The sequence below is a fragment of the Microcoleus sp. EPA2 genome, from assembly GCA_020882975.1.
Lineage (GTDB): Bacteria > Cyanobacteriota > Cyanobacteriia > Cyanobacteriales > Microcoleaceae > Microcoleus.
Genome location: JAHRFD010000001.1, coordinates 202,588 through 216,416, shown reverse-complemented (window position 1 = coordinate 216,416; position 13,829 = coordinate 202,588). Strand labels below are relative to the sequence as shown.

Genomic DNA, 13,829 nt, shown 5'->3' with positions numbered 1-13,829 from the left:
TATTTCGGTAGGGGCGATTCCAAGAGATCGGCCCCGTGAGTGCGTAAGTCATAAAATATTTAGCTTTCCTTCAAAGCCTGAATAAATTCCGTAACAGCATCGTATTGGTCGAAGTAAGTCACGTACTTGACTAACAAAGCAATGTCTAACTCGGGCAACAATTCGCTGCGATCGACTTTTTCGTACTCCTCCCTCAAATAATAGATACTCAGCACCCCATCTTCCCAAAACCAAACTTCAGGTATGCCCAAACGCTTGTATAGTTGCAGTTTATCGATGCCACCGCTGGTGAATATAACTTCGATCGCCAAATCAGGAATTGCCTTTTTAGTCTGCAAATTATACGACTCATCAGGCTCTTTTCTGGCCCCTAATTCTTCACTTCCCAAAGTTGACCCACCCTTAACATAAAATCGGATGCCCTTTTCTCTCATGTATGCTTCTAACAAAAGACTAAGGGTACTCTTCGATTGTTCATGTTCGGGGCTAACTGTCCTAGTGTCTAAAATCCCATCTAAATAAGCGAATTTGATACCGCCGAATGACTCAAAAGCGGCTTCTAGCGATTCAAACTGCGACCAAATCACTCCTTTTAGAGTCAAGCAGCTATCGGCAATTGAGTTTTTGACTGCTGTTTGCAGCATAGTTTTTCCGGCAATAATTTTGATTTTAATCTTTAGAAACCACGACTGCTTTTTCTATTTTAATTAATAAAAAACACCCTGATATTCAAGAGTTCCAGTAGAGGAAACGGCACTGCCATTTTCTCTATTTCATGTCTAAGTGCAACTGGAATTGATATTACTATGGTAGTTCTCCAAAGTGCGATCGATAACGCTCTAACAAAGCTTCTAGTTCAGCAGCCCGTTGTCGTTCCGCTTCGGCCCGTTGCCGTTCCGCTTCGGCCCGTTGTCGTTCCGCTTCGGCCCGTTGCCGTTCCGCTTGCAAAGCTGAAGCCAATTCATCAGGAATCAATAATTTTTCTCCATTATCTTCCCGATAAAACCCAATCAATTTTCCTTCTATTTCTAAACGCAGTTGCAATACTTCGCTGCGACTATCTCTAATTAATTCATACCCTTCTACCCCCAATCGATACCCGCGCAATTGTTCGGCAATCCATTCACCTCTAGGGTCAAACAACCAGTATTCTTGAACTTCTATCCCCTCGTACAAGTCTTTTTTAGTGATTATATCTTCCGACTTTGTACCCGGTGATGTCATTTCAAAAATCACTTTTGGCACTTGGCTTTCTTCCCAGATTTTGTAATTATCTCTGCCACCGGGTTCTACATCAAAAATCACCATCACATCCGGTGCTACCCGTAGTTTGGGAAAACCTTGGGCGTAGTATAAAAATTGGTTGGCTAATACCGTAGCTCTACGGTCTTTTAGGTATTGTTTTAAGACTGCTAAAGTGGTTAAAATTGCATCTACATGGTCGTAAGTTTCTGCCACTGGTTCTCCATCAGCGCTAGGGTAGAAGATTTCTGAAGTTTTGAGGGTGGGAACGACTGTTGTCATGGTCGTGCTTCCTGTGAGTTTGAGATTTTATATAACAATCCTAAATCATTGGCGTATTGTAGGGGCAATCCCCCTGTGGTTGCCCCTGGCTTAATACCTCTTATCCTATGACAATTCTCCAAACTGCGATCGATAACGTGCTAGCAAAGATTCGAGTTCAGCAGCCCGTTGACTTTCGGCTTCGGCCCGTTGACTTTCGGCTTCGGCCCGTTGACTTTCGGCTTCGGCCCGTTGACTTTCGGCTTCGGCCCGTTGACTTTCGGCTTCGGCCCGTTGACTTTCGGCTTCGGCCCGTTGACTTTCGGCTTCGGCCCGTTGCCGTTCTGCTTCGGCCCGTTGACTTTCCGCTTGCAAAGCTGAAGCCAATTCATCAGGAATCAATAATTTTTCTCCATTATCTTCCCGATAAAACCCAATCAATTTTCCTTCTATTTCTAAACGCAGTTGTAATACTTCGCTGCGACTATCTCTAATTAATTCATACCCTTCTACCCCCAATCGATACCCGCGCAATTGTTCGGCAATCCATTCACCTCTAGGGTCAAACAACCAGTATTCTTGAACTTCTATCCCCTCGTACAAGTCTTTTTTAGTGATTATATCTTCCGACTTTGTACCCGGTGATGTCATTTCAAAAATCACTTTTGGCACTTGGCTTTCTTCCCAGATTTTGTAATTATCTCTGCCACCGGGTTCTACATCAAAAATCACCATCACATCCGGTGCTACCCGTAGTTTGGGAAAACCTTGGGCGTAGTATAAAAATTGGTTGGCTAATACCGTAGCTCTACGGTCTTTTAGGTATTGTTTTAAGACTGCTAAAGTGGTTAAAATTGCATCTACATGGTCGTAAGTTTCTGCCACTGGTTCTCCATCAGCGCTAGGGTAGAAGATTTCTGAAGTTTTGAGGGTGGGAACGACTGTTGTCATGGTCGTGCTTCCTGTGAGTTATAGATAGATAATAAACTTTTTGGCTGGAATAAACAAGTTTATTTAATTAATTTTGTTGAAATTCAACTGTTTCTGGTTTCTGGGTAGTTCCAGATGACAAAGCAGCAGGTTTTGGTTTATTGAGTAAAATCGGAACCATCGGTTTAGCAGGTGGAACTACCGTCGTTGCACTAGAATTAAAATTGGTATTCAATTGACTAGAAAGTGGAGCCAAGGTTTGAGCTACTTTCACTTGCTGTTGCAATTGTTCCGTGGAACTGAACAAACCTCCTAGTCCGTTTAATAACTTGCGAATATTGTTGCGAAAAGCTGGATCTCCTGTAACTTCGTCTACATCGGCAGTGATTTTATGGACATTCTGAAGTGTGGCGCGGGCTGCATCTAAAGTTTGCTGTAATAACTGGAATGTGGCTGGATTATTCAGATTGGTAGATAAATCTCGCAAGTTAGCAGCAGCTTGGGCTGCATTTGCTGATAGATTTTCCAGGTTGTTCAGTAATTGTCCTTGGTTAATTCGATTGATAGTCGGACTCAAGCTGCTGACGGTGACACGGATTTCTTGACTGGCTTGATTGAGATTATTCAGAGTTGCAACTAAACTCGATCTGTTGCTGATAACTAGAGAATTGAGTTCGTTAGCGGTTAAAGTAATTTGATTAGCAGCTCTAGTGACGGAGTTAGCTGAATCTATGGCAGCGGCAGATACTGCTTTTGTGGAACTGTCCGCCGTCTTTGCTACTTTAGACACATCGGCTGCTACTCCTGATAGTTCTCCTTTCAGTGATTGATTTAAACTGCTCGCTTCTCGCTTCAAAGATTGATTTAAACTGCCAATCTCTCCTTTTATTGACTGATTAAAAGTTCCTAATTCTCCTTTCACTGATTGAGTTAAGTTGTTAACATCTCCTTTGACTGATTTAGTTAAATCTTTAATTTCTCCTTTAGCAGAGATGGTCAAGTTTGATAATTCTTGAGTTAATTTTGCAGCACCTTTGGCTGTATTGGATGTATTTTCAGTGAGGGATTTGATATTATTAAATAGGGCGGGGTCTGTGTATAAATTAGCTAGGCGGACGGTGGAGCGAATTAGTTCATCGAGGCTGACTCCAGCTTGACCTTTTAAGCGCGAATTTTTGCAGATAATTGCAGCCGGACATTCGGTACTCAAAGGATTGGCGGTAATTAACGATTCGGGTAAAATTGAATTGGGTGTAATGTCGATCGATGCTTCCCCAATTAAACCAGATTTATTTGCTTCGATCGCCACATCGCTGGGAATGACTAAATTACCAGGGGAAATTTCCAGGATCGCGTCTACTCCGTTGGGGCCAGCTTTCAGGGCAGTAATTTTACCCACACTAACCCCGCGATACCTGACTGGTGTGCCGATTTGCATTCCTTGGGCGCTGGCAAATTCTACGACAAATTTATAGCTGCGGTTCCCTAGTTGTACCCCTCGCAGCCAGAGGACTAAGCCTCCAAATAAGCCGATTCCTACTAAAATTAAAAACCCGACAGAACCTTCTCTAACAGTTCGCGATCGCATAGGGCCTCCTTAGTCATTAGTCCTTGGTTATTAGTCATTAGTCCTTGGTTATTAGTCATTAGTCATTGGTCATTGGTCATTGGTCATTAGTCATTAGTCATTGGTCATTGGTCATTGGTCATTAGTCATTGGTCATTGGTCATTAGTCATTGGTCATTAGTCATTGGTCATTGGTCATTGGTCATTGGTCATTAGTCATTGGTCATTAGTCATTGGTCATTAGTCATTGGTCATTAGTCATTGGTCATTAGTCATTGGTCATTGGTCATTAGTCATTAGTCATTGGTCATTAGGCATTGGTTATTGGTTATTAGTTATTAGTCATGATTTTTTGGGGATGACCCGATAGATTGTAGGTATGAGTTTAATTGAGGGGCTAAGTCATTAATAATTACTGTGAATATATTGACTTGTTCAACAGTTAAAACGTTTCGAGTGTAAGCTCGTCTCAACCAGTGTTGAGTTTCATATAAAGAACCTCTAGCTATCTTGACAAAACGTCTATTGTCTTGATAGCTGCCTCGTCCGACTCCTTCTGCTATGTTAGCACCGACGCTATCGGCTGAACGGACAATTTGTTGGCCGATCGTATTTTTGGCAAATGGCTCCCAAGTGTTAACAGTTGTCCAAATTTCATCAGCTAGTCGTTCTGATAATTTATAAACTCGCAATTCCTGAAAACTTTTTGTTGCCATATTACTCTCGCTCCTAATAACTAATGACTGCTGACTAATGACCAATAACCAATGACCAATGACTAATGACTAATGACTGCTGACTAATGACCAATGACTAATGACTGCTGACCAATGACCAATAACCAATAACCAATGACCAATGACCAATGACCAATAACCAATGACCAATAACCAATGACTAATGACTAATGACCAATGACCAATGACCAATGACCAATGACCAATGACCAATGACCAATAACCAATGACTAATGACCAATGACCAATGACTAATGACCAATGACTAATGACTATCCAATGACTTGAATTGGCCCAGTAACGCTGCCACTAAAAAATTGTTGAATTAATAAATTATCTGTCGTCGCAATGTCGTTGACTTGGCCCTCCCACTGCACCTTGCCTCGATACAGGAACACGATGCGATCGGCTGTGCGACGGATGGTACTGTCTTGGTGAGTGACGATCGCATAAGTGCTGCAAACACCCTGAGCCCTCTGCAAATCGCGGATTAAATCTTCAATTACCGTCGAAGCAATGGGATCTAAACCCGCCGTCGGTTCGTCATACAACAAAACCTCTGGATTATCCCTAGCATTATCGGGATTAGCCATAATGGCACGGGCAAAACTGACCCGCTTTCGCATTCCCCCAGACAACTGGGCTGGATAGCGATCGCCAATTTTGGGCAAACCCACCATCTCCAATTTTTCCTCCACCAATTCCCGAATCCGGCGACGCGACAGCTTAGAATGCTGGTACAGTAAAAAACCAACATTCTCTTCCACCGTCAGCGAATCAAACAAAGCCGCTTGCTGAAACACCATCCCAATCCCGATCGGATCGGTCACGTCGTCCACCCATCCTATCCTGCGCTGTCCCTGAACAAAAACCTCACCGGCATCTGGAACCAGCAAACCCGCAATTATTCGCAAAATCGTAGATTTCCCAGTCCCAGAAGGACCAATAATTGCCAGAGCCTCTCCCCGATAAATCTTCAGATCGACTCCATCGAGGATTGGAGTCTGATTGAAGGACTTACTTATCCCCTTGAGTTCGATTAACGGCTCATCCATAAGATGCGATTAAGATGTTATCATTCCCCAGTCATCAGTCTAGCTATTGACTCTCTCAGTGTTGACTAATGATTAATAACTTAAATTGACTGTCAGAATCAAAACTCTCTTGTATTCTAAATTTGTCAGGTTTAGCTGTTCCCATACCCTTAAGACTAATTAACCATGTCAATTAGTTCATTTCCCAAAGCCCTCCGTGTTTGGGCTAAAACCAGACAGGTTGTCACCAAATCCAGAAATCCTTACCCTTCCTCTTTACGAAACGGGCGAGTTCACCAGTGGTTTAAGTGGTTGTCCCCCGGACTGTTAGTGAAACGCTGGCTGCTGATCAGTGCTAGCGGTGTGGTACTTGCCAGTTTGGGTTTAGCAATTTGGACTGGGATGACTCCCATTTTCTTTTTGTTGCAATTATTGAGAAATTTTTTGGCGTGGATTGCGGAAGTCGTTCCCAATTACATATCTGGTCCCCTAGTCATCGCCACCGGGATTTTGTTGATTCTGTGGGGACAAACCCGCAGTTTGAACTCCATTACTCAAGTGCTGATGCCCGAAGGAAACGAGGAATTGGTCGATCGACTCCTCAACCACCGCAGGTTGCACCGCGGACCAAAAATAGTCGCCCTCGGTGGCGGTACGGGTTTGTCCAATTTGCTGAGGGGATTGAAGGACTATAGTGCCAAAATCACTGCTATTGTCACCGTGGCCGATGACGGCGGTTCTTCGGGACGCCTGCGGCGAGAAATTGGGGTGCTACCACCGGGTGATATTCGCAATTGTTTGGCTGCTTTGGCTGATGAGGAAAAGTTATTGACGGAGTTGTTTCAATATCGTTTTCGGGCCGGTGACGGTTTGGTTGGTCACAGTTTTGGGAATTTGTTTTTGACGGCGATGAGCGATATTGCTGGAGATTTGGAACAGGCGATCGCGGCTAGTTCTAAAGTTTTAGCCGTGAGGGGGGAAGTGCTGCCGGCTACTCTGAGCGATGTTTCTTTGTGGGCAGAACTAGCAGACGGCCGGAGAATCGAGGGGGAGTCCAGCATTACCAAAGCTAACGGGCAAATCCTCAAAATAGGCTGCACTCCTGCTAATCCTCCGGCTTTGCCGAGGGCTGTGGAAGGGCTTCAGGAAGCTGATTTTATGATTATTGGGCCAGGGAGTCTATATACGAGTGTAATTCCGAATTTATTGGTGCCAGAAATTGCTGAGGCGATCGCCAATAGTCAAGTTCCGCGCATTTATGTCTGCAATATTATGACTCAGCCGGGGGAAACGGATGGATATACGGTGGCGGATCATATTCGGGCGATCGACCGTGCTTGCGGCCGGCCACTATTTGATGCTGTAGTAGTTCAAGGAAAAGTCCCTTCTGCAAAGGCTTTGATCCGTTATTCTCAGGAGAATTCCTATCCTGTCGTACTCGATCGAGAAGCAGTAACGCAATTGGGGAGGAGAATTGTGATTGCCAATGTCATGGATGAAGATGAAAATACTGGTTTAATTCGTCACAATTCTCAGAGATTAGCTGGGATGTTGCTACGTTGGTACAGTCGCGCCCAAAATATTTAAGTTATTGACGGTTGACTAATGCTATTGGTTATTAAAACAAACAACAAATAAAAAATGACTAATGACTAATGACTAAAATCCTACTTTCTCTTCCCGATGCGGAAGCTACGCGCCAGTTGGGTGTAACATTAGGGCGATCGCTCCCCCCCGGCACTGTCATCTTATTAGAAGGAGATTTGGGCGCTGGCAAAACTACTTTAGTGCAAGGCATCGCTGAAGGTTTAGAAATTCAAGACTCCATTGAAAGTCCTACTTTTACCCTCATTAACGAGTATTTAACAGGGAGAATTCCTCTTTATCATTTAGACTTGTATCGTTTAGAAACAGACGAAGTGGAGGCTTTGCACTTAGAAAGTTATTGGGACGGATTAGAAATGGATTTGGGAATTGTAGCGATCGAATGGGCGGAAAAATTGCCCTACAAACCAGATAATTATTTGCAAATTAGTTTAAATTATTGCGACAAGGGGCGACAAATTGAATTGATTGGTGATTGTCAATTACAGGATTTGCTATTACATAATCATGATTCATTTCATCACCCGTAGGGGCGAAGCATTTAGGCGAAAAATCCTATATGGTATGGGTGAATAATGACCCAAATGCTTCGCCCAAACCCACAGGTAAACCACGATGGGGAATTCTGAATCGGGATTTTTGCTTGGGGCCAGGCGTTGCATTCGGGCACCATACTTTGCGTATCCTTCATCGATTGTCTTCCGAATGCTTCTCCCCTACATATCTGCGTCAAATGTCAAGGCTTTTCCCCTCACATTTGTATCCAATTTCCCATTCTCAAAAACCACTTTTCCTCCCACAACAGTCACCACAGGCCAGCCCGTCAAGTTCCAACCTTCAAAGGAACTCCAACCGCACTTACTCGCCATTTCTTTTCCCACAACCGGGCGATACTTCTCCAAATCTACTAAGACCAAATCCCCATCAAAACCAGGGGCTATTTTACCCTTATTCGGAATCTTATAAGCCTTAGCAACTGCCGTTGACATCCAATTAGCAACTTGAGCAACCGTACACCTTCCATTCATAGCTTGGGTGAGCATCAAAGGCAAAGAAGTTTCAACACCGGGCATTCCTGACGGTGTATTTGGATAAGTTTGAGCTTTTTCGGCTAAGGTGTGTGGTGCGTGATCCGTGGCGATAAAATCAATTACGCCGTCAAGTAAAGCTTGCCAAAGTATTTCGTTATCGCGCGGCTCACGCAAAGGTGGATTCATTTGAGCTAAACTGCCAATAGTTTCATAGGCACTGGTATTTAACAACAAATGCTGTGGTGTCACTTCTGCTGTCACCCAACTTGGTTTTTCTTGGCGCAAAAACTCCGCTTCTTCTCCGGTAGATAGATGCAGAATATGCAGACGGCGCTGATATTTTTTAGAAAGTTTCACAGCTAGCTGAGTAGCTAACAAAGCAGCTTGATTGTCTTGAATTTGTGAATGAATGGCCACATCAGAAATCCCTGCAAATTCCTGACGACGCTGATTAATTCTAGCTTGGTCTTCGGCGTGTACCGCAATTAGCCGATCGCCCTTAGCAAAAATCTCCTCTAAAACTGCTGCGTCATCCATCAATAAGTCGCCGTGCATCGAACCCATGAAAACTTTAATTCCAGATGTTGGATTGGCGCTCAATAAATCGGGTAAAATTTCAGGCGTTGCTCCAATAAAAAAGCCATAATTCACCAAACACTTCTCGGCGGCGCGGCGCAATTTATCATCTAAAGCAGCTTGAGTGGTAGTCAGAGGTCGCGTATTCGGCATTTCCAAAAACGAGGTAACACCGCCTTTAGCGCAAGCACAGCTAGCCGTAAACAAATCTTCCTTGTGTTCCAAACCCGGTTCGCGGAAGTGTACCTGGGGGTCAATTACTCCCGGTAACAAAGTTAAACCGCTCGCGTCTATTTCCCGATCGCCCGATGCGACAATTTCAGCAGCAACTCCGACTATTTTGCCATCGCAGATTTGCACGTCCCCTAGCAAAAACTCACCATTGGGCAAAAGAATACGAGCGTGGCGGATCGACAAACTTGATGTGGGAGCCATAAGATACAATTAATTGAGTAAACAGCTTGCTAGCTGGGAAACATTTTATACTTAAAATAGTTGACTGAATACTAAGAAATATAAATTTACTTAAAAAATATTAGTTGTTTAGTAGGGAGTTGAGTTCTTTGATTCTAATTGTTGATATTAGTAAATTTATACTGTAAAATGATTGAATAATCCCTGTCTATTGACGGACAGGGAGTGTCAAAATTGGTATCCAGCTCAGTCACTACAATACTCTATGACTCGTTTAGACAAGTCAGGCGACGAAAAACCCCCCCAGGACACCGAAAACCCTTGGATAGAAGGAATTAAGACCATCGGGTTAGCAGCAGTCTTAGCCTTTGGCATCCGCACTCTGGTTGCCGAAGCTCGTTACATTCCCACAGGTTCGATGCTCCCCACTTTGCAAATTAACGATCGCTTAATTATCGATAAGGTGAGCTATCGATTTCAAGATCCTCACCGAGGAGATATTATCGTATTTACGCCTCCAGACTCGGCCAGCTTGTGTACGGGACAGCCACCGCCGATCAAAGATGCCTATATCAAGCGAGTAATTGGACTTCCAGGAGACAGCGTGGAAGTCAGAGAGGGAAAAGTTTATATCAACAAGCAGCCCCTACAGGAAAAATATATTGAAGAAATTCCCCATTATCCGTATGGGCCAGCAGTAGTACCTCAAAACTCTTACTTAGTGCTCGGCGACAACCGCAACCAAAGCTGCGACAGTCACTATTGGGGCTATGTACCCAAGCCAAATATTATTGGTAGAGCAATTGTGCGTTTTTGGCCTCTCAATCGGACAGGTTCCATCGACTCTTCGCCCCTTTATCCCCCTACAAATTAGCCAACTCCGAGTTAGATTAAATGCCCGATGTCCTAAAAAATGAGGGCATTTAAGCTGACTGACTCGAACCCCGTTCAAATCTCAAATCCGATGCAGTTTCTCGATCGAGAACTTTCACAACTTTATTATAAATTTCCTCTGCCTCTTGGGAAGAATTGCCAATACTTGTCAATCCCAATTTACCATATTCTGACAAACAACCCATTAAATGAAACACCGTACCAGTTCCAGTACCGCTGTCAAAGTGTAGTTGATTATCCGCAATAATATCCATCAAATCATTCGGCAACAATCCCCGATAGCGGTCTTTTTTTAAATTATCAGAAGCCACATAATATTTCGGACGACCCTGCTGACTGTAAAATAATCCTGTAGAACGTTCGTACCGACCATTTGTTAACAGCTTGAGCGCCATAAAAGGATGGGTTGTGCCACCCTTGCGCAGGTTAATTTCTATAGCTTGGATATCCCACTTGCCGTCAGATGTGAACACCGCGAGAAAATCTACTCCAAATCTCTCTAAAGCGCCTTTTTTAGCTAAATTTTGCCCCACTTTCCATCCCAATTCCTGCAACGCTATTCGATAAGATTCGTCCGCAGGAAATCGGCATCCTAGGAAAATTTGACCGTCTGGACCTCCTAAAATTTGGTCGTGGGTTGACAGAATTTCTACTTCGCCACTGGGGACAATTCTGCCTTGAACGCTGGGCGAGAACTTTTCTTCTCCTTCGATAAATGCTTCGGCAATCGCCCCTAGTTCGGGGATGCGACTGCTGAAATTTTCCCAATTTTCTCCCGCAGCTTGAAAGCGCAAATTTGGGAAACAATCCTCTATTACTTTGGCTTTTTCCGCAAGTGCTGTAGGGGCGATAGACTTCAATTCTAAAATCGCATTTCCCTCCCCGGAAAACCCTTCATTTAGCTTAATTACAATTCTCTGTAAATGGGGCTGGCGTTCCCACAACTGGGCTGTTGCTTCGGCCAAATCTGGCACATTCCAAACTAGCTCAGAACCGTCAGGATAAGGTACGCCCGATTCTTCAAAAATCTGCCTGCTACCACTTTTTGTTCCCCAGTAGAGCAAATCTGGATCGCTCGCCCACAAAGGAATTCCCAACTTTACAGATAACTCCCGCTCTAGGGGGGTGGAGTTGTAACAAACCATGTAAGATTTTGTCGGCCGCACTGAAGAGCGAATCCGTTCCATCAACCGGGGTCGCTCTAAAATTTTCTGGGTGAGGGATTTGGCAGAAGCATCGTAAGTAGAGAATAGCAAAAGTCGATCGCGCGCGTGTGAAAAAGGAATGCCGGGGAGCAATTGCAAGTAATAATCAACGATCATTGGATGCAGCGGCTCGGAAGTAATATAAATCAGGCGCGTGCGAGGATTTCGCAGACGAATCAACGAAAACAAATGCCGTTCTTCGTAGTGGTAAGCACCGGGAACTTTCTGCATTTCTTGCTGGTCTAAGCTGAGAGAAGGAATGATGATGATGTCACAATCTCCCCCGTCGAATTCTTCGATTTTCTGCCAACTTTCCCGCAATTCTCTCTGAAGATTACGAAAGGGCTGGCTATATTCTGAGGCAACATCTTTTAACTCTTGCATTCGTTTGATTCCGCTAATTTATATAACTATTTATGTCTATTGATACTATCGAAACCCTAGGCAGCTCGCCGCACTCGAAAAAGTCTAGCGTTCGCTAATACAGGCTCTAAGCGCAGTTGATTTCGCTTAAATGCCGATCGCAATTTTTCTGAAGGGCGAAACACCAGGGGAGCCGAATATTTGTTCAGCATCTCCAGGTCTGGTGACTGACTAATTAACATCAGCCGCACGTCTTTGTCAAGCAAATAGCTCAGAGAAAGCAAATCGCCCATATTCGTAAAATCGTTGCCGCGATCGCTAATTACAATTGTATCTTTGATTGACCGATTAGCGATCGCCTCTTGATTAATCCTCTGGGCGACTTCAGCATTAAAATAGCTCACGTCTTTGCTCCACCAAGTATCAGCAAAAGCGCTAACAACGCAAGATACTATACTTGCTGTAAATACTCCCGCTAAAATGAATTCCCAGAACCGCTGCCGATTTTTGACGCTATTTGCGAGGAAATAAGCCACCACTAGCTGCACTCCCGGAAAGCAGGAAATCAGATAACGACTCACAGCAGAGCGTTTACCGCCAATGATTAGATCCGGCAATGCTAGCATCAAAAAAGGTACAAAAATTGATAATAAAATAAATAAAGTATGAGCACGGTTGATGCGGTGAAATACTTGGTAAATTCCGGCTACAATTATCATCAAAAATGGCAATCGAGCCAGAAAAATCCAAATACTATAAAAACCGAAATCTAAATCAAAAAATAGCGCCGTAAAACTCAAAACCCACAATTTTACCAAATAAAGTAATCCAGGAGCAACTCGCGTCCAATCTGTAGTATCTGAAGCTCTTTGCAGATTACTTCCTAGGACGTAAATCCAAGGAGCATAAATAATCAAGCCGCCTATTACTGACAAGAAAAAATGCGAATTAATTACATGACCTCGCAATTTGGTCTTGGCAAAAAACAGGCAGTAACACAGGACAAATATGCCCTGTGCAATTAGTGTTAAGATGAAAAAAGGATGGGTGTATAAACCAAGAGCGATCGACAATCCATACAACACCCAATTTTTCCAACGCTGCAACCGCACGGCTCTCAGCAGCAGCAAACTACTGCCAATAACGGTTACTGTCAGTAAACTATACTGCCTTGCGGTCTGAGCAAATAAGATATCAAAGGGAGATAAAGCTAACAGTGCTGTCGCTAATAACGACGTTAAACGTGAGGCAAAAAGTTCTTGAGCTAAAGCGTACATTAAAGGCAGGGACAGCAAACTTAATAGTGCTGGTAAAGTACGGGATGCTGTCAGAGAACTGCCAAATTCCTGCATCCAAAGGCGAGCCATCAGAAAGTATAAAGGCGGATGCTGTGGGTCTTCAAGTGCTAAAGAATGGATTGTGTCTGCTGCTGTACTTCCTGGTTTAAGGCGCTGATATTTTTGTAATTCCGGCGCGGGAACAATCCGGTTTTGGAATAGTTCGTCGTCGATTTCTTGTCTGGTGAAACCAGCAGCCCGCAGCGAGGTGTAGGCTTCGTCGTGCCAGTAAAGTTTACGATCGAGCTCAAAGCCTCGAAATCCGATGCCTAGTAAAATAGCGATCGCCAATAAGCCCAGCAGCCACCGGGAATTAGTGCGATCGACAGATTGGTCTTGACGTATTGTAGATGCCATGCTAGCGGTTGATTAACCTTCTCATTTTCTTGTAGGGGCCGCCCCCCGTGGCTGCCCCAGAACTTCAAACGCCCACAAATCATCTATGGGCTCGGCGGGCACTCTTGGCACCGCCCCTACAGATTTTCCTGAGAATGAAACAGCCAGGGCTGCTGCCGGACTTCTATTGTAGGGGCCGCCCCCCGTGGCTGCCCCAGAACTTCAAACGCCCACAAATCATCTATGGGCTCGGCGGGTACTCTTGGCACCGCCCCTACAGATTTTCCTGAGAATGAA

12 protein-coding genes are annotated in these 13,829 nt (G+C 44.2%); 3 read left to right on the top strand and 9 right to left on the bottom strand.

Annotation, left to right across the window (positions count from 1 at the left end; translation table 11 throughout):
• Window positions 1-59: 59 nt before the first annotated feature.
• From AAFP14_RS00805 to AAFP14_RS00775, 6 genes are all read right to left on the bottom strand, one after another.
• Complete coding sequence (locus AAFP14_RS00805) at window positions 60-644, bottom strand: Uma2 family endonuclease (RefSeq protein WP_341730448.1); 585 nt, start codon at window positions 642-644, stop codon at window positions 60-62.
• Window positions 645-804: 160 nt separating this feature from the next.
• Complete coding sequence (locus AAFP14_RS00800; RefSeq protein WP_341730447.1) at window positions 805-1,524, bottom strand: Uma2 family endonuclease; 720 nt, start codon at window positions 1,522-1,524, stop codon at window positions 805-807.
• 105 nt (window positions 1,525-1,629) lie between these two features.
• A complete protein-coding gene (locus tag AAFP14_RS00795) occupies window positions 1,630-2,454 on the bottom strand; it encodes a Uma2 family endonuclease (RefSeq protein ID WP_341730446.1) in 825 nt (274 codons plus the stop codon).
• 67 nt (window positions 2,455-2,521) lie between these two features.
• Window positions 2,522-4,021 (bottom strand): MlaD family protein, encoded by a 1,500-nt coding sequence (locus AAFP14_RS00790; RefSeq protein WP_341730445.1) that lies wholly within the window; start codon window positions 4,019-4,021, stop codon window positions 2,522-2,524.
• Window positions 4,022-4,338: 317 nt separating this feature from the next.
• Window positions 4,339-4,716, bottom strand: a complete 378-nt coding sequence (locus AAFP14_RS00785) for a four helix bundle protein (protein WP_341730444.1) — start codon at window positions 4,714-4,716, stop codon at window positions 4,339-4,341.
• Window positions 4,717-5,009: 293 nt separating this feature from the next.
• Window positions 5,010-5,792 (bottom strand): ABC transporter ATP-binding protein, encoded by a 783-nt coding sequence (locus tag AAFP14_RS00775; protein ID WP_341730443.1) that lies wholly within the window; start codon window positions 5,790-5,792, stop codon window positions 5,010-5,012.
• Between the two features lie 165 nt (window positions 5,793-5,957).
• Between AAFP14_RS00775 and AAFP14_RS00770 the strand changes: the two genes are divergently transcribed.
• Together AAFP14_RS00770 and tsaE are read left to right on the top strand one after the other, a co-directional pair.
• Entirely contained in the window at window positions 5,958-7,358 is a 1,401-nt protein-coding gene (locus AAFP14_RS00770; RefSeq protein WP_341730442.1) for a gluconeogenesis factor YvcK family protein, read from the top strand.
• Window positions 7,359-7,426: 68 nt separating this feature from the next.
• Window positions 7,427-7,906: a tRNA (adenosine(37)-N6)-threonylcarbamoyltransferase complex ATPase subunit type 1 TsaE gene (tsaE, locus tag AAFP14_RS00765; protein WP_341730441.1), complete on the top strand. Its 480-nt coding sequence runs from the start codon at window positions 7,427-7,429 to the stop codon at window positions 7,904-7,906.
• A 186-nt stretch (window positions 7,907-8,092) separates the two neighbouring features.
• Here tsaE and AAFP14_RS00760 read toward each other — a convergent pair whose 3' ends face one another.
• Window positions 8,093-9,418, bottom strand: a complete 1,326-nt coding sequence (locus AAFP14_RS00760) for a dihydroorotase (RefSeq protein ID WP_341730440.1) — start codon at window positions 9,416-9,418, stop codon at window positions 8,093-8,095.
• Window positions 9,419-9,662: 244 nt separating this feature from the next.
• On the opposite strand from AAFP14_RS00760, the gene lepB reads away from it, so the two are divergent.
• A complete protein-coding gene (gene lepB, locus AAFP14_RS00755; RefSeq protein WP_341730439.1) occupies window positions 9,663-10,271 on the top strand; it encodes a signal peptidase I in 609 nt (202 codons plus the stop codon).
• A 49-nt stretch (window positions 10,272-10,320) separates the two neighbouring features.
• Here lepB and AAFP14_RS00750 read toward each other — a convergent pair whose 3' ends face one another.
• Window positions 10,321-11,880 (bottom strand): peptide ligase PGM1-related protein, encoded by a 1,560-nt coding sequence (locus AAFP14_RS00750; protein WP_341730438.1) that lies wholly within the window; start codon window positions 11,878-11,880, stop codon window positions 10,321-10,323.
• Between the two features lie 56 nt (window positions 11,881-11,936).
• Window positions 11,937-13,553, bottom strand: a complete 1,617-nt coding sequence (locus tag AAFP14_RS00745; RefSeq protein WP_341730437.1) for a glycosyltransferase family 39 protein — start codon at window positions 13,551-13,553, stop codon at window positions 11,937-11,939.
• Window positions 13,554-13,829 lie beyond the last annotated feature (276 nt).

Excerpts from the sequence above, each read along its gene's own strand:
- AAFP14_RS00805 (WP_341730448.1), bottom strand. The coding sequence starts at position 644 with ATGCTGCAAACAGCAGTCAAAAACTCAATTGCCGATAGCTGCTTGACT.
- AAFP14_RS00800 (WP_341730447.1), bottom strand. The coding sequence starts at position 1,524 with ATGACAACAGTCGTTCCCACCCTCAAAACTTCAGAAATCTTCTACCCT.
- AAFP14_RS00795 (WP_341730446.1), bottom strand. The coding sequence starts at position 2,454 with ATGACAACAGTCGTTCCCACCCTCAAAACTTCAGAAATCTTCTACCCT.
- AAFP14_RS00790 (WP_341730445.1), bottom strand. The coding sequence starts at position 4,021 with ATGCGATCGCGAACTGTTAGAGAAGGTTCTGTCGGGTTTTTAATTTTA.
- AAFP14_RS00785 (WP_341730444.1), bottom strand. The coding sequence starts at position 4,716 with ATGGCAACAAAAAGTTTTCAGGAATTGCGAGTTTATAAATTATCAGAA.
- AAFP14_RS00775 (WP_341730443.1), bottom strand. The coding sequence starts at position 5,792 with ATGGATGAGCCGTTAATCGAACTCAAGGGGATAAGTAAGTCCTTCAAT.
- AAFP14_RS00770 (WP_341730442.1), top strand. The coding sequence starts at position 5,958 with ATGTCAATTAGTTCATTTCCCAAAGCCCTCCGTGTTTGGGCTAAAACC.
- tsaE (WP_341730441.1), top strand. The coding sequence starts at position 7,427 with ATGACTAAAATCCTACTTTCTCTTCCCGATGCGGAAGCTACGCGCCAG.
- AAFP14_RS00760 (WP_341730440.1), bottom strand. The coding sequence starts at position 9,418 with ATGGCTCCCACATCAAGTTTGTCGATCCGCCACGCTCGTATTCTTTTG.
- lepB (WP_341730439.1), top strand. The coding sequence starts at position 9,663 with ATGACTCGTTTAGACAAGTCAGGCGACGAAAAACCCCCCCAGGACACC.
- AAFP14_RS00750 (WP_341730438.1), bottom strand. The coding sequence starts at position 11,880 with ATGCAAGAGTTAAAAGATGTTGCCTCAGAATATAGCCAGCCCTTTCGT.
- AAFP14_RS00745 (WP_341730437.1), bottom strand. The coding sequence starts at position 13,553 with ATGGCATCTACAATACGTCAAGACCAATCTGTCGATCGCACTAATTCC.